Genomic DNA, 21,929 nt, shown 5'->3' on the forward strand with positions numbered 1-21,929 from the left:
CAAGACCTGACTCAAGCTGGCACACATTTGCCGTCAAGACTTCACCTCAAGACTCAGCAATTATCAACTCCCTTACCGAGTAGCGGCATTGTGCGTTCAAGGTCTGAATGCTCGGAGTCTTGACGTGTCTGGTTCAGACCTTTACTTTCATCGCTCAGAAAGTCGACTGACGTTCATGTCCATGAACGCCGCTGCTTTCCCATCAGCGCTCCTCCGGCATCACGTCTCACCGACGAACCGCCCCCCACCCGAGAGGACCCCCATGCATAGAAACCGCCTGCCACTCACCCTGGCGGCCCTCGCACTCGCCGCCGGCGGTCTCACCGTCGCCACCTCACCCGCCGAGGCCGCCGCCGGCCGGATCACCGGAATCGGTGGCAAGTGCGTCGACGTGGCGGGGGCCAACCCGGCCAACGGCACCGCCGTCCAGATCTACGACTGCAACGACACCGCCGCCCAGAACTGGGACGTGGGCGCCGACGGCACGATCAAGGCCCTCGGCAAGTGTCTGGACGTCACCTCGGGCGGAACGGCCAACGGCACGACCGTTCAGCTCTGGGAGTGCAACGGCTCCGCGGCGCAGCGATGGACGGTGACCGCGGCCCGCGACATCGTCAACCCGCAGGCGGACAAGTGTCTGGACGCCACCGGGAACAGCTCGGCCAACGGCACCCGGCTGCAGATCTGGACCTGTACCGGCGCGGCGAACCAGAAGTGGACGGCGCCCCCGGCCGGCGGGACCGCGCCCGCGCCCGGCGGTTCCATGGCCGTGGCGCCCTACCTCTACAACGGCTGGGGCAGCCCGCCGAGCCCGACGACGGTCATGAACGCCACCGGGGTCAAGTGGTTCACCCTCGCCTTCGTCCTCAGCAACGGCTACTGCAACCCTCAGTGGGACGGCGGCCGTCCGCTCCTCGGCGGCGTCGATCAGCAGACGGTCAACACCGTCCGTGCGGCCGGCGGCGACGTCATCCCCTCCTTCGGAGGATGGAGCGGCAACAAGCTGGAGAGCTCCTGCTCCAGCGCCGGTGAGCTCGCCGCCGCGTACCAGAAGGTCATCAACGCGTACGGGCTGAAGGCCATCGACATCGACATCGAGGCCGCCGCGTACGACAGCCCCACCGTCCAGCAGCGCACCGTGGACGCCCTGAGGACGGTCAAGGCCGCCAACCCCGGCCTGAAGGTGTACGTCACCTTCGGCACCGGCCAGAACGGCCCCGACACCGGCCTCATCAACCGCGCCACCGCGGCGGGTCTCACGGTCGACAGCTGGACCATCATGCCGTTCAACTTCGGCGGCAACGGACAGAACATGGGGACCCTCACCGTCCGCGCGGCCGAGGGGCTCAAGACCGCCGTGAAGAACGCGTACGGCTACACCGACGACCAGGCATACCGCCACACCGGCATCTCCTCGATGAACGGCGTCACGGACGTGGGCGAGACCATCGCCCAGGCCGACTTCCGCACGATCCTCGCCTACGCGCAGCAGCGTCACCTCGCCCGGCTGACCTTCTGGTCCGTCAACCGCGACCGTCCGTGCTCCGGCGGCGGCGCCGACACCTGCTCCGGCGTCGGGCAGCAGGCATGGGAGTTCACCCGGATCCTCGCGGCCTACAACGGCTGACCTGCGGCCCCCGCGCCCCCGGCGCCCGCGTACCCGCCCCCGGAGCCCTCGCGCTCGCCGCACCAGGGCATCCCGGTACGCCCGGCGTCCCGGTACCGCCGGTATCGCCGGTACCGCTGCTACCGCCGTTGGGCAGCAGCCCCGCACGTCTCCCTCTCCCCCACCCGTCAGGAGCCCGCATGTCCGCCCCGCCCGCCGTCCACCCCGGGAGCGCCGCACCCCGGCGCCCCGCCCGCGCCCGCTCACGTCCCCGTCGCCTGGGAGCAGTCCTCGTCGCGGGCGCCGCCCTGTCGTCGGCCCTTGTCGCCCTCTCCCCCGCCTCCTCCGCCGCGCCCTCGGCGGTCGCCGCCGAGGTCCCCACCGGCACGGTCACCGTCGTCAACGCGGGCAGCGGCAAGTGCCTCGACGCCCGCGCCGCCGCGACCGCCAACGGCACGGCCGTCCAGCAGTACGCGTGCAACGGCACCACCGCGCAGCAGTGGAACGTCGCGCCGACCTCGGACGGCCATGTCAGGATCGGCAGCCGGAACGACCCGGCCCAGGTCGTCGACGTCAGCGACGTCTCCACCGCCGACAACGCCCGCGTCCACCTGTGGACGTACGGCGGTGGCCTCAACCAGCAGTGGCGGGCCGTCGACGAGGGGGACGGGAGCTTCCGCCTCGTCAACCGCAACAGCGGCAAGTGCCTCGACGTGCCCGCCGCGTCCACCGCAGACAGCGTTCAGCTCGTCCAGTACACCTGCAACGGGACGGCCGCCCAGCGCTTCCGGATCACTCCGGTCAGCACCACGCCGGGCGACGTCGACCTCGGCCCGAACGTCGTCGTCCTCGACCCTTCGATGCCCTCGGCGACCGTCCAGAGCCGCCTGAACACCATCTTCCAGCGGCAGGAGACCAATCAGTTCGGCCAGGACCGGTACGCCGTCCTCTTCAAGCCCGGCACGTACAACAACGATGTCAACGTCGGCTTCTACACCCAGGTCATCGGCCTCGGCGCGTCGCCCGACTCCGTGACGATCAACGGCGCCGTGCACGTGGAGGCCGACTGGTTCCCGCCGCAGAACGCGACCCAGAACTTCTGGCGCGGCGCCGAGAACCTCTCCGTCACCCCCACCGGCGGCACCGACCGCTGGGCCGTCTCGCAAGCCTCGGCGTACCGCCGGATGCACGTGCGCGGCAACCTGGAGCTGAGCGACGGCGGCTGGTCCAGCGGCGGCTTCATGGCCGACTCCAAGGTCGACGGCCAGGTGCGGTCCGGCACCCAGCAGCAGTGGTTGACCCGGAACTCTCAGCTCGGTTCCTGGACGGGGTCGAACTGGAACATGGTCTTCGTCGGCAGCCAGGGCGTCCCCGGGACGAGCTTCCCGAACCCGCCGTACACGACGGTGGACCGCTCCCCCGTCGTACGGGAGAAGCCCTACCTCACCGTGGACGCCAGCGGCGCGTACAAGGTCGTCGTGCCCGCCCCGCGCACCGACTCGACCGGCACGAGCTGGGCGGCCGGCGGGACCCCCGCCGGGACGCAGCTCGGCATCGAGCGCTTCTTCGTCGTGAAGCCGGGCGCGACGGCGGCCCAGATCAACGCCGCCCTCGCCGAGGGCAAGGACCTGCTCGTCACCCCCGGGGTGTACCACCTGAACCAGACCCTGCGGGTGACCCGCCCGGACACCGTGGTCCTCGGTCTCGGTCTCGCGACCTTCGTCCCCGACAACGGCATCACGGCGATGACCGTCGCCGACGTCGACGGGGTGAAGATCGCCGGCGTCCTCTTCGACGCCGGGACCCTCAACTCGCAGACCCTGCTGGAACTCGGCCCCACCGGGTCGTCCGCGTCCCACGCGGCGAACCCGACCTCGCTCCACGACGTGTACTTCCGCGTCGGCGGCGCGGGCGTGGGCAAGGCCACCACCAGCCTCGTCGTCAACAGCGACCACGTCATCGGCGACCACCTCTGGGTCTGGCGCGCGGACCACGGTTCCGGGGTGGGCTGGACCGTGAACACCGCCGACACGGGCCTGCTCGTCAACGGCGACGACGTCACCATGTACGGCCTGTTCGTCGAGCACTACCAGAAGCACCAGACGATCTGGAACGGCAACCGGGGACGGACGTACTTCTACCAGAAGTAGTGGTTCAAAGGCCCTATCTGGCCCTGACCTGGGGCGGACTCCCCTGTTGCCCCTTGACTGGGAAACAAGTGGGAGATGATCAAGACATCTCGTCGTCCTTGTCGTCCCGGCCCGCAGTGAACTTCTCCCAGCGTACTTGCAGAGCGTTCGCGATGTTCTGCTCCATGGGCACGGTGACGCTGCTGTACAGGCCCTCCACGCCCTGCACTTCATGCCCCATGCGGCGCTCGATGGCGAACCGGCTGTGGATCCCGTCCTCGTCCAGCCACGCCTTGTGCGCGTGCCGCAGGAGATACAGGCGCTTGCCCTTCCAGCCCGGCACCTCCTCTAGCTTCGGCCTCGGCCGGCGCACCCCAGGGCCGTCCCGCCCCTCGCTCCCGTCCGCAGACGGACGCCAGTAACGCCGGTTGAGACTTGCCGCGCCCAGACTCCCGCCGCCCAGCGCAGGGAACACCCAGGGGCTGTCGTGCGACTCCAGCAGATCCTCCAGCATCTCCGCGAGGAACGGCGGCACCACCAGCGACCGGTAGCTGTCGTACTTGGGAGGGAAGAACCGGAGCCCGCCCTCAGGGGATTGCACCTGCTGCTGCACACGAATCGCCGGCATGTGCGTCGGCGCCTTGCCGTAACGCTCGGCGTCCTCCTCGTACCGGTCCTCCTCGTCCGGGTCCTCGCGCGGGTCGGCCGCAGGCCAGTACGGGTAGCAGTACTCCCGCCGCAGTCCATAAAGTTCGGCCGGCCTCATGCCCGTCATCGCCATCGTCCAGACGAAGACATACCCGGACTGCCCCAGGAGCGCGCGCATGTTCTGGGCCAGCTGCTCGACGGCAGCGAGGGGTACATCGCGCTTCCGCTCCCGCGGCTTCTTCTTGTACGTGCCGCGCCGCCGGGTGCGCTCGACAGGCGACGTCTTGATCAGCCGCGGCACAGCATCGTCGAGCATCATCCCGAGAAGCATCAGCACGTTGCGGGCGGAGCTGGGGCCGAGCTTTCCGAGGATGTGCTTCTTGAAGGCCCTGTAGGTGAGGACGTCCACGTCGCCGACGGCCACATGCTTGAAGAACGGCTCGATGTGGCGGCTCGCCATGGACTTGTAGTTGCGTTCAGTGATCGGCTTCACGTCGACCGACGCCAGCCAGTCGGCCACCCACTCATTGAACATGGTGGCGCCGTCCCGGTTCGAGACGTTCGTGCCGTGCCGGATCTCGTAGAGCTTGTCCTGGCCGTGCCGGAACGCTTCGTCCTCGTCGGTGAACCCGCCCTTGGACTCGTAGCGCTTGCGGCCATTGGGCAGGAGCTCGCCACACCACCACTTCACGCGGCAGGTGCCGCCGCGCCATTCGATGTGGACGTGCTGATCGATACCAGGCATGGTGCTCCCCTCAACGTGGCCGGAGGCCGCGGCGCCCGGCCGGTTCCCCAACCTGCCGGGCCTCCGCGTTCCCATGATCTCAGTCCTGACGGCCCAACGGGCAGCCGTCGCACTGGCCACAGTTTCCTCCTAGACCCTGGACCAACTCCCGCAAGGCGTTACCGGCTTCGCTGTGGGGATGGAGTTGACGAGGGATGACGCAGACGATCCCGGTGTCGGTCTTGAGAGCCGTTCCATGGAAGACCGGCCCGTAGTCGACGATGAGCGCGTCCTGTTGCAGCATGGCTCCCCCTGTCGGGTTGTTGCGGGAGCCTTCGAGGGTGTGCGCCGAGCCTGCCATGAAAAGTGGAATTCGGTACTACTAGTGGCCGAACTTGAGTGGCCATTTTTATCAGCATCTGACCAGGCGAAATGGTTGTACGACTAAAGACTGAGTTTCAACCGCCGAGTAGCCCTTTCTCCTTGAGGTCGGCGACGACTCGCTCGCTGAGCGACCGGATCTCATCGGCGGTCAGGCCGCTAGTGGTCGCGATGGCTGCAAGTTGCACGACATCCTTGGCGGCGGCCAGCGCCTCGGGGGGGACCGGCGAGATCGAGACACTCGGGTCACCCTCCAGAGGGGCGACGGGGACCGCGGTCCTTCCCTCCAGCACTGCAGTGCAGCTGCCGGGTGCCCACTTCAGGACAGGGTCGACCTTCGCGTAGCTGAGTTCGCGGACCGGCTCGGCGATCTCGATTCGCTTCCATGTGCTGGGTGAGATGCCGGCCTGTTTGGCCGCGATCTTGTAGCCGAGGCCGAGCTCGATGCGGCGCTTCTTGACGGCCTTCGCGAGGGCGTCGAGGTCACGGGGTGCCATGTCCTCATAGTGACAGGGCCAGCTAGGGCCAGCCAGGACCAGGGTCGACTGTGGCGCAAATCTTGACCCTCCCCTAAGGCGCCGTTAAGCGGCCACGCGACCTGCCGGGGGCCAAGTTGGTGACACTCGATGTCCAACTCGGGGCGTCGAGGGTCCAACTAGTGCTGGACATGAAGGTGTAACTAGGTCTACCTTCAAGGCATGCACCAAGCCCCAACCACCATCCCGGTGGACGGGCCGGAACTGCGCAAACGGCGCATGGATGCAGGTCTCGAAATCGACGATCTCGCCACGGCCGCCCGCATAAGCCGGTCGTACCTCAGCCACCTGGAAACCGGGTCCCGCACCCGCATGCGCCCGGCCCGCCACAAGCGCCTGTTCGCAGCTCTCGAAGCAGCCGAGCAAGCCCAGCCCTTCCCGGACAGGGGAGAGAAGGACAAGGAGTGACATGCCTGGTGACAGGTACGAGCGCTACCAGAAGTACGAGACGCCGCAGGAGCCGAAGGACCTGAACGCCGAGGTCATGACCGTCCAGGAGACGGCATTCGTCCTCAGCTGCAGCGTCAAGACCGTGCGCCGCCGGCTCAAGAGCCTCGGCCTGAAGCGCAAGCCGGGCCGGACGGTGGTGACCACCAAGGCCGACAGGCAGGCCCTGCTCGAAGACAGCCTGGTCGAACCCGCCCGGAGCATCGCCCCCCGCCGGGGCCGCCAGGGCCTGGGCCGCAAGCCGCTCACGCCCCTCGCCGCTTAGTCGGCTTTGCGGGCCGCCGCCGGAGGTCAGAGCCCGACGGCCGGCCCTTCGAGATCCACCCCTCCACCGCACACAGCTGCGAGAGAGAGTGAGGACCCCGTGTCCCGAGTATCCCAGTCCCCCGACGACATCGTCGAGTTCGGTGTCGCCATCCCCTTCGAGGACGTCCTCGGCCCCAACGCGCTGATCGTCCAGATCGGCCGGAGCCGGAAGGCCATCGCGAAGGCCGCCGCCAAGGTGAGCCCCGAGGCCCTCGTGTACAGCCGGCAGCTCCCCTCCACGGTCTGGACGGAGGTGGCGGCGTGATCACCCTGCCCCTGACGCCCGTCCCGATGCCGATGAAGGTGGCGCTCCTCGTCCTCGACTCCGTGCCCGAGCCGGTTCGCCAGGCCATGACGGTCGCGGAGGGCGCCGAGCGTGAGCTGCGGGCCTATCGCCCGCTGGCCTGGGCCGAGGACCGTGCCGACCGCGAAGACATGCTCGCCCGCCTGGCCCGCGCAAACAAGGTGCTCGCTGCCTACAGCCCGCTGCTCGTCGTGGACGGTGCCCGATGACCGCCGCCGACATCGCCCGCCTGGACGTCACGCAGGCCGACCTCGAGCAGCAGATCGCCGACATCCGCGCGCACGCCCTCGCCGCCAACCCGCAGCCCGACGGCGACCACTGGGACCAGTGGCACGCGTTCCTCGACATCGACGACGACCTCCGCGGTCGCGACTACACCGGAGGCACCCGATGAGCACTTCCCGAGACGACCTCCTGCAGCTCCACGACTGGGACGAGCTCATCTTCGGCGGCTTCTACTGCCTCCACTGCACCCCCGACGACGCCTGGGACTACTCGATCGACTGGCCCTGCCAGCCGCTCCTCGACGCCGGCGTCACCCTCGACGACGCCCGACAGATCATCGCCCAGCACCGGGACGAGATCGAGGCCAAGCACCAGGCGAGGGCCGCCGAGCTCAAGGCGAAGAAGGACGAGGAGAAGCGGAAGGGCCAGCAGGCCGCCGATGACTTCAACGCCAGGTACTCCGTTGGCACCCGCGTCATCGCCTACCCGGGCGTCCGCCCCGACGACCCGATCGCCCTGAAGTTCCAGGAGCGCCGGGAGGCGGGCTGCGTCTACGGCGCGGAGACGGACCCCACCGAACGTCTCGACACGGTCACCCGCACTCCGGCTTGGACCCTCGGCCACGGCGAGCCCGTCGTCTCCGTCGAGGGCTACGCCGGCGGGATCTGCCTCAGCCACGTCGACATCATCACCGAAGGAGCGTCGGCGTGACCGACTACGACAATGTCGCCGGGCACTTCGCCAGCGACGTCCCGAACCACAAGATCACCTCTCAGCGCGAGGATGGCCCCCTTCGCTACCTGCGGTTCGCTGCCCCGAAGACCAGCATGACCGTCATCGAAGTGGTCACCTGGCCCCACAACCTGGTCGTCGCCGGCAGTCACGGCTCGTTTCACTTCGCGCACTATGCCGCCGACCGCGAGGACATGCTCGACGCGTTCCGTGGCCGGGTGAACCCGGACCACTGGGCCCGGATGCTGGTCAACGGCCGGGACTCGGTCGCCGAGTACGACCGCAGTCTCCTTGAAGCACGGATCCGGGAGTACACCCGGGAAGCGATCCGCGAGGGCTGGGCCCCGCGCGGCGTCGGCAAGGCCGTCACCGAGGACGTCCTGCAGAGCGGGTACCTCGACGACGAAGGCAACGCCACGCGGGTCGTAAGCGAGTTCGAGTACGGCGTGAAGGAGCGCTGGGAGTGCTCGTGCGGCACCACCGAGGATGACGGCACCCGCGACCGGGGTGTCATGTGGGCGATCCGCCACGAGCGAGAGAACGGCAAGACCCACAACGCCAGGTCCCGCCGCACCGAAGGCTTCGACTTCGGCGACGTCTGGTGCGACTGGAGCATCCGCTCCCTCGACTACCACTACGTCTGGCAGTGCCACGCGATCGCCTGGGCTGTCACCCAACACGACGCGGCCCGCAAGGCGACCGTCTCGTGACCCGCGCCTGGCTCCAGCTCGCCGCGACCGGCGTCGCATCCCTCGCCTTCCTGGCCCTCGGCCACCGCCTCTGGAAGGAGCGCACGTGAAGCTCATGGTTCAGATCGACGACGAGGTCCTCCCGCTCGCCCAGTGCTTCTGGGTCCGAGCCAACCCGGCCGGCTGCGTCTACAGCAGCAGCCATGGTGACACCGCCATCAGCCCGACCGAGGCCCACAAGGACTTCACCCCGCGGCAGCGTGACCGTGACCGGGAGCTGAAGGCCGGCTGGACGATCCGGCTCGTCACCCGCAAGCAGTGGGACGAGCAGGCGGCCCCCTGCATCAAGGGGACCTGCGAGCACCGGAAGCAGGCCGCAGCGTGACCGCCTACCTCCGCTGCCCGGCGCCCAACTGCCAGCACCACGTCTACGTCACCGCCAACCGGGCCGCGGTCGAGGACATGACCGACCACCTCGTCGCCAAGCACGACTTCCCCGAGGTCTCCGCCAGCTACCAGGCGCAGATGCTCCTCCCCATCACCGGCCCCCGCGCCGCCGCCTGAACTCGCCGGGCCCCGCGGTGAACCGACCCGCCGGCCCGGCGCCACAACCCAGCAGGACGCCCCGTCGAGGCGAATTCGACGGGGCGCACCCCAAGCATCCCAGAAGGAGAACCGTGAGCATCAGCATCAACGCCCACCAGCTGGGCCTCCTCATCAACAAGACCATCGGCCACATCGGCGACGAGACAATCAAGCCGCTCCACGGCATCCGCCTCGACGTCGACGGCCGCTACCTCTACGCCGTCGCCTCCGACCGGTACACGCTCGCCGCCGCCCGATACCAGCTCAGCCACGACGACACCGCCCAGGAGCCGTGGGCCTGCACCATCCCCGGCACCAGCCTGAAAGCGCTGCGCGAGTGGACAGCTGGCCACAAGGGCGGCATCGACATCACCATCCAGGTCGCCGACAACGTGGCCACCTTCAGCTCCAAGCAGGCCACCTTCAGCGTCACGGTCGACCCCAGCCTGGAGTTCCCGGACTGGCGCGGCCTCTTCCGCACCATCACCGAGCACGCCGTCGAGGAGAGGCTGTTCCCGGCCTTCGACAGCGACAAGCTTGCCCGGTTCGGTAGCGCCGAGGGCTTCCTCCGGGTCCGCGTGACAGCCGACGAGAAGGCTGCACTCCTGGTCGCTGAGGACTTCATCGGCGCCATGATGCCCGCCCGCTACTCCGGGCTGAGTCCCATCAGCATCGAGACGTTCGAGAAGGCCCGCGAACTGTGGGGCTGGTCGCTCTCCGCCGGCGGGAAGGGCATCGACATGGCCACGGCCATGCCCGAGGCGGACCAGCCCGCCACCGGCGCGGTCCGTACCGTCCCAGCGGCGGGTGAAGAGAGCCTGCGCGAAGTGCTGCGGGCCACGTGGGACCTGCACGACGTCGACTACCACGCCGACGGCGACCTGTGGTTCGCGTACATCCGTGTCGCCGTCGCCAACTGGATCGCGTTCCGCTACCTCGACGCTCTCCACCAGGTCGACCCCCGGGCCGCACGCCGGGTCGTCGAGGACACGGCCGAGCAGCTCGACTCCGGCGAGATCGGCGAGTGGGCCTGGGACACGGCCGAGCAGGCTGGCCACGACCCTCAGCAGTGGGAGAACGAGCACAGGAACGCCGTGGCTGCCCATCGGGAGAAGCAGGCACCGGAGTGGGCCGAGCGCCTTGCGACGGGCCTCAACGCGGCCAAGTGCGCAGGCGTCGGCTTCCGCGTCGACGACAACCCGCACGTCATCTACGACGAGCAGGCCGAGCAGTGGACCGCCGTGAAGCCCGAGACGGCCAAGGCGTAACCCCACCACAGACCGGCGCGTCGAGCCTCCCCCCAGCTCCGCGCCAGCCAGCCGCCCCAAGCCCCCAGCGCGGGGCGGCTGGCACCTCACACCCTCAGGAGCCCCAGATGGACAGCATCACCCCGGAAGTCGCGAACCACGTCCTCTTCCACTACGGCCGCGGCGGCTGCCAGGCCGGCAGCTTCACCGAGCAGATCATCAAGAGCATCGACATGGCCGACCCGGCCAACCGCGACAAGCTCGCCCTCGGCTTCCCCGACTACGTGGCCGCCGTCGCCGCGATCCAGTACGACCCCGACGGCGTCGCCAACCTCACGGCCATCGCGACCAGCGGCGAGGTGGCCGCGTGATCACCTGCACCCGCTGCGGCGACATCGACGGCCCGTTCGTCCGCACCGACACCGGCACGCGCTGCGAAGGCTGCGCCGAAGCCCAGGACGGCCAGCAGTGACCGCGGCGGCAGGGGCTCCCGCGCTGGGCCTGCACACCGATCTGTCCAACGACGCCTACCACGCCGACAAGACAAGCCTGTCGTCGTCCGGCGCCCGGAAGCTCCTGCCGCCGTCCTGCCCCGCCAAGTTCCGCCACGAGCAGGACCACCCCCAGCCCGCAACCAAGACCTTCGACTACGGCAACGCCGCCCACAAGGAAGTCCTCGGCAACGGCCCCGAGCTCGTCCTCGTCGACCACGACCTGTGGAACACCGACGCCATCCGCAGCGAAGTCGCCGCGATCCGGGACGCCGGCGGGATCCCGCTCAAGCGCCACGAACTCGACATGATCAAGGCGATGGGCGAGGCGCTCCGAGCCAACCCTCTCGCCGCCGCGCTCCTCGACCCGGCCCACGGGGCGCCCGAGCAGTCCGGCTTCTGGCTCGACGGCCCCACCGGGATCCGGCGCCGCGTCCGCTTCGACTGGCTGCCGTCCATCCACGCCGGCCGCCTGATCATCCCCGACTTCAAGACTTGCGAAGACGCCAGCGACGACGCCATGGCCAGGTCCATCGCCAAGTACGGCTACCACATGCAGGCCGACTGGTACGAGGACGCCGCCCGCGCCTTCGGCCTCGGCGGCGAGGACGCCGAACTGCTCCTCATCGCCCAGGAGAAGAAGCCGCCCTACCTGATCAACGTGGTCGGCATCCCGTTCGAGGACCGGCTCATCGCCCGGAACAAGAACCGTCGGGCGATCGAGCTCTGGGCCGAGTGCACCGAGACCGGCGTCTGGCCCGGCTACGGCGACGAGCCCAACTACGTCTCGCTGCCCGCCTGGTCCGCCATCCGCGACAAGGAGACCTACCTGTGAACTTCCCCGCCCAGACCCCTGCCGCTCCCAGCGCCGACCGCATCGGGCAGGGAACCGCCGTCGAGCAGTCCCGCGCCGTCGCCGAAGTCCAGGCCGCCATCTACGTCGCCCGCCAGTTCCCCCGCGAGGTCGGCCGCTCCCGCAACGCCATGCAGTCCGCCTGCGGCTCGATGGCTCTCGCCGGCAAGGCGTTCTACCGGTTCCCCCGGGCCGGCGGCGCCGTCGAGGGCTCGACCATCCACCTCGCCAAGACCCTCGCCCAGACCTGGGGCAACATCCAGTACGGCGTCAGCGAGATGCGCCGCGACGACGAGTACCGCCAGTCCGAAATGCAGGCATGGGCCTGGGACGTCGAGGCGAACACCCGGCACGTCCTCACCTTCATCGTCCCCCACGCCAAGTTCGCCAAGGGCAAGGTCGAGGCGCTCATCGACCTCCGCGACATCTACGAGAACAACGCCAACAACGGTGCCCGCCGGCTCCGCGAGGCGATCTTCGCGGTCATCCCCGACTGGTTCATCGAGGAAGCCGAGGACCTCTGCCGGGAGACCCTCCACAAGGGTGACGGCAAGCCGCTCGAGCAGCGCATCGAAGGAGCCGTCGGCGTCTTCAAGCAGCTCGGCGTCACCGAAGACCGGCTTGAGCAGAAGCTCGGCCGCAAGCGCCAGCAGTGGACCGGGGCCGACATCGCCCAGCTCCTGATCACCCACAAGTCGATCCAGCGCAGGGAGATCTCCGTCGAGGAGGAGTTCCCGCAGGCCCGGATCACCGCCGCCGAGATCAAGAGCCGCGGCACCGGCAGCACCCCGCAGTAGCCCCGCCAACCCAGAAGTCGCCAACCCGGAAGGACACCGCCATGCTCCCCATCCAGCCCGCGCTCGACGGCACCGTCCCCGAGCAGTCCGCCCGCCGCCAGCGCGCCGAGGACTACGAGACGTGGCTCGCCCAGGTCTGGCCCCAGTACATAGCGGCCGCCGCGGCTGGGCGCACCTTCACCTGCTTCGAGATCGCCGACGAGCACAAGCTGCCCGAACCACCGGACTCCGCCCACCACTGGGGCCGGCTGATGACCCTCCTCCGGGACGAGGGCTACATCCGCACCGCCGGTTGGGCCTGCAGCAGCCGCCCCACGGTGAACCACTCCGGGGTCCGCACCTGGAAGGGCACCGCCGCAGCCCGACGAGCCGCGGCATGACGTCCCGGGAGCGCCGGGAGGCGGACTGCTGGCGAAAGCTCGCCGCCCTCCGGATCCTCGCCGACCTCGACGACTGGCGGGCCACCCGGCGCATGCGCGAAGCCGTCGAATCCCTCGAACTCTGCCAGGCCCTCTGGCAAATCCCCGCTCACCAGCCCCGGAAGGAGGAAGACCGATGACCGCAGCACTCCGGCCCCTGCTGGCCACGCGAGCCGTCGGCATCAACGCCCGACCCCCTCTCCCCACCGACACGACGACTACCGGCGACATCGACTGGATCGCCATCGAACGCGCCATCACCGGCGACACCCCAAGGCCCACGCTCACCGCCGAAGAACGCCTCACCGCGGCTCTCCTCCTCGTGCGGGCCGGCTGGACCGAAGCCGCTACCGCGCAGGTGGTCGGCGTCGACAAGCGGCAGATCGCACGCTGGAAGTTCGAGCACGGCATCGGCGGATCCAGCGCATGCCGCGCAGACGAATGCGACGACATCGTGAAAGCGCGCGGCCTGTGCGACCGGCACTACCGCCAGCAGGCACGACAGCGGGAAGCAGCGCCCCGACCGCCCCGGAAGCCGCGAGAGCCCGCCCGCTGCGGAACCCGCGCCGGCTACAAGCGCCACAGCCGTAAGGGCACCCCCTTCTGCGATGCCTGCCGCGCTGCCAACACCGAGCACACCCGCGAGCTCACACGCCGACGCGCCGAGCGGCAGACCGCCGAAGCGCCCATCGACATCACCCGGAACCACCTTCAGCAGGAGCTGCTCCGCAACCCCGAGCCCCGAAAGGAAGCCGCCTGATGGCCCTCCACGACAACGACGCTCTCACCGTCATGGACTGGTTTTGCACCGACACCGAGACCGAGATCTTCACCGCTCGTGGGTGGCGCCGCTACGACCAGATCGCGGAGGGGGACCTGGTCGCCAGCCTCAGCACCGTCGACGGAGTGGCGCGCTGGGTGCCGATCCAGCGGATGAACATCTTCGACCTGGTCGACGAGAAGATGCTGAAGATCGAGGGCAAGGCTCTCTCCGCTCTGGTGACCGTCGGCCACCGCTGGCCCGTCCAGCAGCGCGTCGGGACTCTGTCCGGACGCCAGAAGCAGTGGCAGATCCGCACCTCCGACCAGCTCAACCTCGAGTCGTCGGTCGTCCGAAGCGCGCCCTTCGAGCTGCCCGAGCGCAGCCTGCACGATGACGCGCTGGTCGAGCTCGTCGGGTGGGCGTGGACCGAGGGCAGCTACCGCGCGAACGGTGGACTGCACCTGTCGCAGTCGCCGTCGGTCAACCCCGGGAAGTGCGAGCGGATCGAGAAGGCGCTGACCGCGCTCTACGGGCCGCCCATGGGCCGAGCCGGCCGCCGCGTTGGACAGCCGGCGTGGAACGTCGCGGACTATGAGGGCACCAGGTACTGGCGCCTCAATGTCGCGGCAGCCGCACCCATTCTCGCCGCTGCCCCCGACCACGTCCTCGACCCCGCCTGGCTGCTCAAGCTCACCTCCGCGCAGCTTGACCTCCTGGTGGAGTCGTCGATGCTCGCCGACGGGACGACCCGGGTCAGGAACGGTGCGCGCGACTCGTCCCTGTCGCAGAACCGGAAGGACCGTGCTGAGGCGTTCCAGTTCGCCGCCATCCTGGCCGGCCGGGCAACGTCTATCCACCGGTGGGAGATGCAGCACAAGGGCACCGGCTACCCGATGTGGCGGGTCTCGCTCCTGGAGCGGGTCACCGCCAAGCCCTTGCGGCAGGCGGTCGCCGAATGGACCACCTACACCGGAGTCGTGTGGTGCCCCACGGTGGAGCATGGAACGTGGCTGTGCCGCCGTAACGGCCTGGTCCACTGGACCGGGAACTGTGGCGCCGGCGGATCCAGCCAGGGCGTCCACGCCGTGCCCGGTGTCCGCGTCGAACGCGCCGCGAACCACTGGAAGCTCGCCATCGAGTCCCACGCCGCGAACTTCCCCACGACCAGCCACTACCAGGGGGACATCCGCAAGGCACCCGTCTGGGACTGGCCTGTGACCGACATCTTCTGGGCCTCCCCGGAGTGCACGAACTGGTCCGTCGCCAAGGGCAAGAAGCGGGACTTCGCCGGCGCCATGCAGGGCAGCCTCCTCGACCTCCTCGCCACCACCGATGAGGACGACGAGCCGTCCGCCGAGGAAGAGTCCCGGGCCCTCATGGAGGAGGTCCCGCTGTACCTGCGCGGCGTCATCGAGCGCGGCGGACTCGTCAAGGCCGGGATCGTCGAGAACGTCACCGACGTCCGCGCCTGGGACCAGTGGGACCGCTGGATCGGTGAGATCCACAAGCTCGGCTACCGAACCCGAATCATTGCCCTCAACAGCATGCACGCCGACCCGCGGTCTGTGCACCGGGCACCGCAGTCCCGCGACCGGCTGTACGTCGGCTACTGGCACGAGTCCCTCGGCCGGACCCCCGACTGGGACAAGTGGCTTCGGCCCCGGGCTTGGTGCTCGGGCTGCGACCGGCACGTACAGGCGATGCAGGTGTTCAAGGACCCGAAGCGCGACATGGGCCGCTACAAGTCCCAGTACGTGTACCGGTGCCCGAACACCTCATGCCGCAACCAGATCGTCGAGCCCGAAGCGCTGCCAGCTGCGGCCGCGATCGACTGGTCCATCCCCGGTCAGCGGATCGGCGACCGGTCCAAGCCCCTCGCCGACAAGACGATCGCCCGCATCGAGGCAGGGCTGAAGAAGTTCGCCCGTCCGGTGCCGATGATGGTGCCCGCCGGCGGCACGTGGCGAGACGCGGCCGTATCCGTGGCGGAGCCGATGCCAGCGCGCACCACGCGGGAGAACGACGCGCTGATGGTGCCGCCGCTGATGGTCCCCGTCGAGGGACGGGAGGGGAAGAACGCTGCCTCCGCGCACGGTCCGCTTCGGGCCATGACGACCCGGAACGAGACGGGCCTCGCCTGGCTGCCGTTCATTGCCGAGCTTCGCGGTGGCGGGTCAGTCGCACGGTCCGTGTCCGAGTCCCTCGCCACCGTAACCGCCTCCGGCAACCACCACGGGCTCGTCGCCCCGGCAGCCATGGTGATGCGCAACAACGGCAGCAAGGGCGACGGCGGCGAGCACTGCACCACGCCAGCGGAGCCGTTCCGGACCATGACCACGGCCGGCCACCAGTCGCTCCTCACCTGGGAGCACATGCTCGTCCCCTACTACGGCAACGGCGCACCCCGATCCGTGAACGAGCCGATCGGTGCGCTCACGACCCGCGACCGGTACGCCCTGGTCCGGGGCGAGATTCAGGTCGACGACGTTCTCTTCCGAATGCTCGAGCCCCACGAGATCGGCCGGGCCATGAGCTTCAGCGACGACTACATCGTCCTCGGGAACAAGCGCGACAAGGTCCGCCAGTACGGCAATGCCGTCACGCCGAACGCCGCCGAGATCCTCGTCTGCGCCCTCGTCGAAGCCGTCACCGGCGAGCAGATCGACAGGCACGCCGAGCCCGCCTTCGCGGCCGCCGCCTAGCCACCCACCAGCCAGAGAGAAGACGCCTCGTGAGGATCCGCCGCAGCAGGCTGACGAAGGACTTCCTTCAGGTCCCGAACGCCACCGTGCGCGACGACCGTATGAGCCACATGGCGCGCGGCATTCTTGCCGAGCTTCTCAGCCGGCCCGACGGATGGCAGGCCACGGCTGACGACATGTGGAAGGCATCCGTCGCCAAGCACGGGAAGGCGAGCCCCGGCCGACGGCAGTTCCGCGCAGCCTTCGCCGAGCTCAAGGCGTGCGGCTATCTGGAGCCGGTTCTGGAGCCGCTGAAGAGCGGTCAGGTTGGCACCGTCCTCGTCCTCACCGACGTACCACACGGTGGTACGTCGGTGCGAACAGCGGATTCACGGAAACCCGCAGGCCAGACCGACGTACCGGCGTGTGGTACGTCGGAGCGACCTGCGGAAACCGGTCTTCCCCCAGCTGGGACCGACGTGCCACACGGCGGTACGTCTAAAGAAGAAGACGGAGAGACGAAAACGGGGAAGAAAACGTCTTCTCTTCCCGCACCCACTCTCACGCCGCTTCCGGGTGCCAAGCAGACCGACCACCACCTCACCGCCTTCGGTGCCTTCTGGTCGAACTACCCCCGCAAGCGTGACCGCGAGGAAGCGAAGCAGGCATGGATCGCCGCCATCGAGCGCGGCGTGGACCCCCAGCACATGGTCGCCGCTTCCCTCTCCTACGCCCGCGAGCGTGCCGGCCAGGACCCCCAGTACACGAAGTACCCCGCCACCTGGCTCACCAAGGGCTGCTACGACGACGAGCCCGACCAGGCCCCCGGCAAGCCCAACCTCCACGCCGTCGGCAGCCAGCGCCACAAGCCCTTCGAGCCGCCAGCCGACACCTCCGTCTACGCGAACGGATTCTGACCATGCCCGAACCCGCCCCCGCGCTCGGCGGCAACATCACCGCCCGCCTCCAGCGCGCACTCGCAGCCCGCGGCCTCAACCACATCGAGCCCGGCCCCATCGACAACACCCCCGCCGAAGACGAGCCCGGCCACCCCGAGTACCACCGCCGCCGCCGAGCCGAATGGAACCTCAAGCGCTGGACGGCAGTCACCCCGTTCCGCTACCAGAACGCCACCTGCACCCACCCCGAACTCCAGGCATGGGCCGACAAGGTCGCCGCCGACCCCCGCACCGCCGGCTTCCTCCTCCTCACCGGCACGTTCGGCACCGGCAAGACCCACGAGTCCTACGGCGCCCTCCGCCGCATCGCCGAAGCCGGCCTCGACCGTTACGAAGTCATCGCGATCACCGCGCCCGACATGTACGCCCTGATGCGGCCCGGCGGCAGCGAGCGCGGCACCGAGTACGAAGTGAAACGGCTCAAGAAGATCCCGCTCCTGCTGATCGACGACCTCGGCACCGAGAAGGTCAGCGAGTTCACCGAGGAAGCCACCTACCGGCTCCTCAACGAGCGGTACAACGAGTCGCTGCCAACTCTGATCACCAGCAACCTGCCCGCCGACTCTCGTGACAGGAGCGGCAAGAAGCAGGGGCCCGACCTCATCGAGAAGCTCGGCGAGCGGATCGCCGACCGGCTCCGGGAGATCACCCGCATCGTCCCCATGGACGGCCCGAGCCGACGCCGGCGAGGCGCGGCATGAGCGACATGGAACTCGTCGACTGCGTGGTGGCCCAGTCCATGTACAAGGACGGCCGATCCGGTCTCGACGTAGCCGAGATGTGGATCTCCGCTGTTGTCAGCGCCCTGATCGAGGTCCAGAACGCTCGGGCCGTGAACCCGGCGGCCTGCCCGCAGTTCGGTCCCGAGGCTACGCCACACGTTGCGGCCCGCCGCATCATCGCCCGCCTGCTCGACGCCGGCTGGCGGCCACCGGACGGCGACTGCCTCGACCTTCCCGAGGTGCCCAGTGAGTGACCTCACCCCCGAGGACATCGCCGCCATCCGCAAGGAAGAGGGCGCTGCAGGCATCCGCGCCCTCATGCGGGCCCAGCTGGCCATCGGCAAGGCCCGCCGCGAGCAGCCCGCAGTTCCGGCCCCCAGGCGCCCCACAGGCCGCCCGCCCGGTGCCTGGCCCGCCGGCACCGCCCCCGTCGCGAGGCCCTCCCGGCATACCGCGGCCGACTGGACCCGCGCCCTCGACGAGTACCGCGAATGGCTCCGCACCGCCGACCACCCCGAGTTCATGGACGAAGGCCAGATCTGCGGATGCACCGGCTGCACCCCGCCCACACCCAAGGAGGACCAGTGACCATCCGCCCCAACGCCCCGATGCCGACCGAACTCCGCCACTTCATGCGGGCCGGCCAGCACCCCGCCCGATCCGTCGCCTGCCCCCACTGCGACGCCGCCCCCCACCGGCCCTGCCGCGTCAAGGCCACCGGCCGCACCCTCGACGAGACGCACCCCGCCCGCCGCTCCATGTGGGCCGAAGCCACCGCCTGCTGCCCCCACTGCCAGGTCGCGCCCGGCACCCCCTGCCACACGGACGGCTTCCCGCTCCCCGACCTCGTCCACGCCCGCCGGTTCCTCGAGGCGGAGGCGATGGCCGCATGAAGATCCGCCCCGACATCGCCGCCCTCGTCCGCGACGGCCACTCCGACGCCTCCATCGCCCTCCGCCTCGGGTGCGGCCGCGGCACCGCCAACGAGACCCGCAGGGCCCTCAGTTCCCTCGACCGCCTCTACGCCGAGGAAGTGCCGACCGGACAGGTCCGCGACTACCGGCCCGAACGAATGCCCACCTCCCCCGCACAACAAGCCGCCAACCGGGCAACACTCCTCGCCGCCCTCCGCACCCCCGCCGCCTGACCCGCCCACCACGAAGGAGACACACGAAATGACCGACCCGGTCCGCTCCATCAGCTACGGCGGCGGCGTCCAGTCCACCGCCCTCCTCGTCCTCGCCGCCCAGGGCCGCATCGACTTCCCTCTGTTCGTCTTCGCCAACGTCGGCAACGACAGCGAGCGGGCCGCGACCCTGCGGTACGTCGAGGAGCACGCCAAGCCCTACGCCGCCCAGCACGGCATCGAACTGGTCGAGGTTCAGCGCATCCGCCGCGACGGCGACACCGAGACCCTGTGGGGACGCCTCACCCGCCCCGGGTCCCGCTCCCTGCCGATCCCCGTCCGCATGTCCAACGGGGCCCCCGGCACCCGCAGCTGCACCGCCGACTTCAAGATCAAGGTCGTCGGCAAGGAGATGAAGCGCCGCGGCGCCAGCAAGACCAACCGCGCCACCATCGGCATCGGCATCTCCGTCGACGAGATCCACCGAGCGAACAACCGGATCACCGAACCCCACGAGCAGATCGTCTACCCGCTCCTCGACCTCGGCCTCCGACGCATCGACTGCCAGCGCATCATCCGCGAGGCCGGCCTCCCCGTCCCGCCCAAGTCGTCGTGCTTCTTCTGCCCGTTCCACCGGCCCGAGACCTGGCACGACATGCGCCGCCAGGAGCCCGAGGAGTTCGAGAAGGCGTGTCAGCTCGAAGAGCTGCTGAACAAGCGGCGCGACGAGCTCGGCAAGGACCACGTGTACCTGACCCGCTTCAACCGCCCGCTGCGCGACGCCATCCCGGACGGCGTCGACCTGCTGCCGATGTTCGATGAGTCCGGCGGGCTCTGCGACTCGGGCTGGTGCATGACCTGACCCCGCACGCAAGCCGGCCGTCCCGCGGGCAATGCGGGACGGCCACCCACAGCATCCCATCCCAAGGAGCAGCAGTGCCCATCGCCAAGGTCGACCACCCCGTCTTCAAGCTCACCTGCGACACCTGCGAACTCGACGCCGAACACGACGGCCTCACCGCCTACTTCACCAGCCGCGACAGCGCCGCCAGCTACGCCCGGGACTTCGACTGGGACGGCCCCTGGTGCCTGAACCCCGACATCCCGATCCACTGCCCCGACTGCGCCGCCCAGCAGCGCGAGCAGAAGGCCCGCGCCCAGTCCGACCAGGAGCACCACGAAGCCGAGATCGCCGCGGCCGTCCGCTACGCGCTCGACACCCCCTGACCTTCGCCGCCGGGCCTGTCCCCCGGGACAGCCCCCACCAACAGGAGCCACACGTGACCTTCGAGTACCGCGACTACTACGGCGACCACCTCACCGCCCGCCCCACCGCCATCGCCCAGCGCGCAGGCGAACCGCCCCTCCCTGCCGTGGGCATCCAGATCGAGAACGGCACCACCCTCTTCGTCCCCGCCGCCCGCGTCGAGGAGGTGATCGCCGGGATCCGAGACGCCGCCCGCCAGACCACCGCCGCCCCGGCCGCCAAGCCCGTCCCCTGCGGCCAGTGCGGCGCCCCCTGGTCCGACAGCCACGGCCAGCCCGGTGACTGGTGCACGCCGGGAGGAAGGCAGGCGGACGTCGAGGCCGCGCCGTGGACCGCCGACGGACGCCACGGACCGACGCCCGAGGAGATGGCCGACCGGCGCATCCCCACGTGTTACGTCCAGTTCATGGGCGGCGCCCACTGCGCCAAGCCGTTCGGCCACCGGCCTCCCGGTTCCGACGACCCGCACGTCCCCGCTGTCGGGCAGCCGGCCGAAGCACAACCCGCCGACGAGGCCCACGTTCGCTGGAGCGTCGAGAGTCGCTACCCGCGCGGCGGGACCGTCACCCTGCCTGCCGTCAACGACCGAGCCGTGGCCGAGGACTACCTGAAGACCTCTCGGGAGACCAGCCCCGAGGCCACCCACCGCCTTGTGCGGGTGACGACCACCTGGACCGCGGAGGAGGCCCACTAATGCCCATCGACGCTGCTCCCCTTGGTGTCCACGCCGTCGCAGGAATCCTGACCAAGTGGCCCGAACACACTGAACCGAGCCTTGACGGCTGCCTGCTCTGGACGGGCACCCTCAAAGGCCCGACGAAGGTCCCGTACTTGGAGCACGAGGGGCGTCAGCTTTCCGCTCGACGCGTCGCCTGGGAGGCCAAGTATGGGGACCTTCCCGAAGTCCCAATCACAACCTGGTGCGGAACGGAGGGTTGCGTCGAACCAAGCCACCTCTGCCTCAGGTCCGTCTCGGCGCACATGCCCGCCGCTGTTATCCGTCAGCGGCAGGAGGCCACCATCGCGCGGTTCTGGGTCAAGGTTCCCAGCCGGGCGAACGAGGAGTGCTGGCCATGGGACTCGACCATGGACCACCACGGCTACGGAAGGTTCTGGGCACCCCCGCGGAACGTCTATGCCCACCGATTTGCGTATGAGGTCACGTTCGGCCCCATACCTACAGGGATGCAACTGGACCACGTATGCCACACCCGTGACCTCTCCTGCTCAGGTGGGACGTCATGTGCGCACCGGCGTTGCGTGAACCCGGCGCATCTTGAGGCAGTCACACC

The 21,929-nt window shown here is 69.4% G+C and carries 30 protein-coding genes; 28 read left to right on the forward strand and 2 right to left on the reverse strand.

Annotation, left to right across the window (positions count from 1 at the left end; all coding sequences use genetic code 11):
• The first annotated feature begins 262 nt into the window (after positions 1-262).
• Complete coding sequence (locus tag ACFVZH_RS20580; protein ID WP_384898873.1) at positions 263-1,627, forward strand: ricin-type beta-trefoil lectin domain protein; 1,365 nt, start codon at positions 263-265, stop codon at positions 1,625-1,627.
• Between the two features lie 179 nt (positions 1,628-1,806).
• A complete protein-coding gene (locus tag ACFVZH_RS20585; protein ID WP_384898874.1) occupies positions 1,807-3,756 on the forward strand; it encodes an RICIN domain-containing protein in 1,950 nt (649 codons plus the stop codon).
• 79 nt (positions 3,757-3,835) lie between these two features.
• Here ACFVZH_RS20585 and xerC read toward each other — a convergent pair whose 3' ends face one another.
• A complete protein-coding gene (gene xerC, locus ACFVZH_RS20590) occupies positions 3,836-5,128 on the reverse strand; it encodes a tyrosine recombinase XerC (protein WP_384898876.1) in 1,293 nt (430 codons plus the stop codon).
• 437 nt (positions 5,129-5,565) lie between these two features.
• Positions 5,566-5,985, reverse strand: coding sequence for a hypothetical protein (locus ACFVZH_RS20595; RefSeq protein ID WP_384898878.1), 420 nt, complete (start codon positions 5,983-5,985; stop codon positions 5,566-5,568).
• A 201-nt stretch (positions 5,986-6,186) separates the two neighbouring features.
• On the opposite strand from ACFVZH_RS20595, the gene ACFVZH_RS20600 reads away from it, so the two are divergent.
• From ACFVZH_RS20600 to ACFVZH_RS20725, 26 genes are all read left to right on the forward strand, one after another.
• The gene (locus ACFVZH_RS20600; RefSeq protein ID WP_384898879.1) at positions 6,187-6,432 is read left to right on the forward strand and encodes a helix-turn-helix domain-containing protein; all 246 of its coding nucleotides are present in this window, start codon (positions 6,187-6,189) and stop codon (positions 6,430-6,432) included.
• A gap of 1 nt (position 6,433) precedes the next feature.
• A complete protein-coding gene (locus ACFVZH_RS20605; protein WP_384898881.1) occupies positions 6,434-6,736 on the forward strand; it encodes a hypothetical protein in 303 nt (100 codons plus the stop codon).
• A gap of 99 nt (positions 6,737-6,835) precedes the next feature.
• A complete protein-coding gene (locus ACFVZH_RS20610) occupies positions 6,836-7,042 on the forward strand; it encodes a hypothetical protein (protein WP_384898883.1) in 207 nt (68 codons plus the stop codon).
• A complete protein-coding gene (locus ACFVZH_RS20615) occupies positions 7,039-7,290 on the forward strand; it encodes a hypothetical protein (protein ID WP_384898885.1) in 252 nt (83 codons plus the stop codon). Before ACFVZH_RS20610 ends, ACFVZH_RS20615 begins: the two co-directional genes overlap by 4 nt.
• The gene (locus tag ACFVZH_RS20620) at positions 7,287-7,475 is read left to right on the forward strand and encodes a hypothetical protein (RefSeq protein WP_384898886.1); all 189 of its coding nucleotides are present in this window, start codon (positions 7,287-7,289) and stop codon (positions 7,473-7,475) included. Before ACFVZH_RS20615 ends, ACFVZH_RS20620 begins: the two co-directional genes overlap by 4 nt.
• On the forward strand, positions 7,472-8,017 hold the full coding sequence (locus ACFVZH_RS20625) for a hypothetical protein (protein WP_384898888.1): 546 nt from the start codon (positions 7,472-7,474) through the stop codon (positions 8,015-8,017). Before ACFVZH_RS20620 ends, ACFVZH_RS20625 begins: the two co-directional genes overlap by 4 nt.
• Positions 8,014-8,748 (forward strand): hypothetical protein, encoded by a 735-nt coding sequence (locus ACFVZH_RS20630; protein WP_384898890.1) that lies wholly within the window; start codon positions 8,014-8,016, stop codon positions 8,746-8,748. Before ACFVZH_RS20625 ends, ACFVZH_RS20630 begins: the two co-directional genes overlap by 4 nt.
• Before the next feature lie 85 nt (positions 8,749-8,833).
• A complete protein-coding gene (locus tag ACFVZH_RS20635; RefSeq protein ID WP_384898892.1) occupies positions 8,834-9,112 on the forward strand; it encodes a hypothetical protein in 279 nt (92 codons plus the stop codon).
• Positions 9,109-9,291: a hypothetical protein gene (locus ACFVZH_RS20640; protein ID WP_384898893.1), complete on the forward strand. Its 183-nt coding sequence runs from the start codon at positions 9,109-9,111 to the stop codon at positions 9,289-9,291. Before ACFVZH_RS20635 ends, ACFVZH_RS20640 begins: the two co-directional genes overlap by 4 nt.
• A gap of 113 nt (positions 9,292-9,404) precedes the next feature.
• Positions 9,405-10,580 (forward strand): hypothetical protein, encoded by a 1,176-nt coding sequence (locus tag ACFVZH_RS20645; RefSeq protein ID WP_384898895.1) that lies wholly within the window; start codon positions 9,405-9,407, stop codon positions 10,578-10,580.
• A gap of 107 nt (positions 10,581-10,687) precedes the next feature.
• On the forward strand, positions 10,688-10,930 hold the full coding sequence (locus tag ACFVZH_RS20650; protein ID WP_384898897.1) for a hypothetical protein: 243 nt from the start codon (positions 10,688-10,690) through the stop codon (positions 10,928-10,930).
• 97 nt (positions 10,931-11,027) lie between these two features.
• Complete coding sequence (locus ACFVZH_RS20655; protein WP_384898898.1) at positions 11,028-11,885, forward strand: PD-(D/E)XK nuclease-like domain-containing protein; 858 nt, start codon at positions 11,028-11,030, stop codon at positions 11,883-11,885.
• Positions 11,882-12,700, forward strand: coding sequence for a hypothetical protein (locus ACFVZH_RS20660; RefSeq protein ID WP_384898900.1), 819 nt, complete (start codon positions 11,882-11,884; stop codon positions 12,698-12,700). The genes ACFVZH_RS20655 and ACFVZH_RS20660 overlap by 4 nt, the downstream gene beginning before the upstream one ends.
• 41 nt (positions 12,701-12,741) lie before the next feature.
• Positions 12,742-13,080: a hypothetical protein gene (locus tag ACFVZH_RS20665; RefSeq protein WP_384898902.1), complete on the forward strand. Its 339-nt coding sequence runs from the start codon at positions 12,742-12,744 to the stop codon at positions 13,078-13,080.
• Entirely contained in the window at positions 13,077-13,259 is a 183-nt protein-coding gene (locus ACFVZH_RS20670; protein WP_384898904.1) for a hypothetical protein, read from the forward strand. Before ACFVZH_RS20665 ends, ACFVZH_RS20670 begins: the two co-directional genes overlap by 4 nt.
• A complete protein-coding gene (locus tag ACFVZH_RS20675) occupies positions 13,256-13,879 on the forward strand; it encodes a helix-turn-helix domain-containing protein (RefSeq protein ID WP_384898906.1) in 624 nt (207 codons plus the stop codon). Before ACFVZH_RS20670 ends, ACFVZH_RS20675 begins: the two co-directional genes overlap by 4 nt.
• Entirely contained in the window at positions 13,879-16,584 is a 2,706-nt protein-coding gene (locus ACFVZH_RS20680; protein ID WP_384898908.1) for a DNA cytosine methyltransferase, read from the forward strand. Before ACFVZH_RS20675 ends, ACFVZH_RS20680 begins: the two co-directional genes overlap by 1 nt.
• A 29-nt stretch (positions 16,585-16,613) precedes the next feature.
• Positions 16,614-17,480: a hypothetical protein gene (locus ACFVZH_RS20685; RefSeq protein ID WP_384898910.1), complete on the forward strand. Its 867-nt coding sequence runs from the start codon at positions 16,614-16,616 to the stop codon at positions 17,478-17,480.
• A gap of 2 nt (positions 17,481-17,482) precedes the next feature.
• On the forward strand, positions 17,483-18,223 hold the full coding sequence (locus tag ACFVZH_RS20690; RefSeq protein WP_384898912.1) for an ATP-binding protein: 741 nt from the start codon (positions 17,483-17,485) through the stop codon (positions 18,221-18,223).
• Complete coding sequence (locus ACFVZH_RS20695; protein ID WP_384898914.1) at positions 18,220-18,498, forward strand: hypothetical protein; 279 nt, start codon at positions 18,220-18,222, stop codon at positions 18,496-18,498. The genes ACFVZH_RS20690 and ACFVZH_RS20695 overlap by 4 nt, the downstream gene beginning before the upstream one ends.
• Positions 18,491-18,832, forward strand: a complete 342-nt coding sequence (locus ACFVZH_RS20700; RefSeq protein ID WP_384898916.1) for a hypothetical protein — start codon at positions 18,491-18,493, stop codon at positions 18,830-18,832. The genes ACFVZH_RS20695 and ACFVZH_RS20700 overlap by 8 nt, the downstream gene beginning before the upstream one ends.
• Positions 18,829-19,137, forward strand: coding sequence for a hypothetical protein (locus tag ACFVZH_RS20705; protein ID WP_384898918.1), 309 nt, complete (start codon positions 18,829-18,831; stop codon positions 19,135-19,137). The genes ACFVZH_RS20700 and ACFVZH_RS20705 overlap by 4 nt, the downstream gene beginning before the upstream one ends.
• Complete coding sequence (locus ACFVZH_RS20710) at positions 19,134-19,391, forward strand: helix-turn-helix domain-containing protein (RefSeq protein ID WP_384898920.1); 258 nt, start codon at positions 19,134-19,136, stop codon at positions 19,389-19,391. Before ACFVZH_RS20705 ends, ACFVZH_RS20710 begins: the two co-directional genes overlap by 4 nt.
• A gap of 28 nt (positions 19,392-19,419) precedes the next feature.
• A complete protein-coding gene (locus ACFVZH_RS20715; RefSeq protein WP_384898921.1) occupies positions 19,420-20,232 on the forward strand; it encodes a phosphoadenosine phosphosulfate reductase in 813 nt (270 codons plus the stop codon).
• Between the two features lie 74 nt (positions 20,233-20,306).
• Positions 20,307-20,597: a hypothetical protein gene (locus ACFVZH_RS20720; protein WP_384898923.1), complete on the forward strand. Its 291-nt coding sequence runs from the start codon at positions 20,307-20,309 to the stop codon at positions 20,595-20,597.
• A 53-nt stretch (positions 20,598-20,650) separates the two neighbouring features.
• Entirely contained in the window at positions 20,651-21,331 is a 681-nt protein-coding gene (locus tag ACFVZH_RS20725; RefSeq protein WP_384898925.1) for a hypothetical protein, read from the forward strand.
• Positions 21,332-21,929 lie beyond the last annotated feature (598 nt).

This window comes from Streptomyces sp. NPDC059534, from assembly GCF_042743475.1.
GTDB lineage: Bacteria > Actinomycetota > Actinomycetes > Streptomycetales > Streptomycetaceae > Streptomyces.

Bases quoted from the DNA above. Each gene is read 5' to 3' on its own strand.
- ACFVZH_RS20580 (WP_384898873.1), top strand. From the start codon at position 263: ATGCATAGAAACCGCCTGCCACTCACCCTGGCGGCCCTCGCACTCGCC.
- ACFVZH_RS20585 (WP_384898874.1), top strand. From the start codon at position 1,807: ATGTCCGCCCCGCCCGCCGTCCACCCCGGGAGCGCCGCACCCCGGCGC.
- xerC (WP_384898876.1), bottom strand. From the start codon at position 5,128: ATGCCTGGTATCGATCAGCACGTCCACATCGAATGGCGCGGCGGCACC.
- ACFVZH_RS20595 (WP_384898878.1), bottom strand. From the start codon at position 5,985: ATGGCACCCCGTGACCTCGACGCCCTCGCGAAGGCCGTCAAGAAGCGC.
- ACFVZH_RS20600 (WP_384898879.1), top strand. From the start codon at position 6,187: ATGCACCAAGCCCCAACCACCATCCCGGTGGACGGGCCGGAACTGCGC.
- ACFVZH_RS20605 (WP_384898881.1), top strand. From the start codon at position 6,434: ATGCCTGGTGACAGGTACGAGCGCTACCAGAAGTACGAGACGCCGCAG.
- ACFVZH_RS20620 (WP_384898886.1), top strand. From the start codon at position 7,287: ATGACCGCCGCCGACATCGCCCGCCTGGACGTCACGCAGGCCGACCTC.
- ACFVZH_RS20625 (WP_384898888.1), top strand. From the start codon at position 7,472: ATGAGCACTTCCCGAGACGACCTCCTGCAGCTCCACGACTGGGACGAG.
- ACFVZH_RS20650 (WP_384898897.1), top strand. From the start codon at position 10,688: ATGGACAGCATCACCCCGGAAGTCGCGAACCACGTCCTCTTCCACTAC.
- ACFVZH_RS20665 (WP_384898902.1), top strand. From the start codon at position 12,742: ATGCTCCCCATCCAGCCCGCGCTCGACGGCACCGTCCCCGAGCAGTCC.
- ACFVZH_RS20670 (WP_384898904.1), top strand. From the start codon at position 13,077: ATGACGTCCCGGGAGCGCCGGGAGGCGGACTGCTGGCGAAAGCTCGCC.
- ACFVZH_RS20675 (WP_384898906.1), top strand. From the start codon at position 13,256: ATGACCGCAGCACTCCGGCCCCTGCTGGCCACGCGAGCCGTCGGCATC.
- ACFVZH_RS20680 (WP_384898908.1), top strand. From the start codon at position 13,879: ATGGCCCTCCACGACAACGACGCTCTCACCGTCATGGACTGGTTTTGC.
- ACFVZH_RS20690 (WP_384898912.1), top strand. From the start codon at position 17,483: ATGCCCGAACCCGCCCCCGCGCTCGGCGGCAACATCACCGCCCGCCTC.
- ACFVZH_RS20695 (WP_384898914.1), top strand. From the start codon at position 18,220: ATGAGCGACATGGAACTCGTCGACTGCGTGGTGGCCCAGTCCATGTAC.
- ACFVZH_RS20710 (WP_384898920.1), top strand. From the start codon at position 19,134: ATGAAGATCCGCCCCGACATCGCCGCCCTCGTCCGCGACGGCCACTCC.
- ACFVZH_RS20715 (WP_384898921.1), top strand. From the start codon at position 19,420: ATGACCGACCCGGTCCGCTCCATCAGCTACGGCGGCGGCGTCCAGTCC.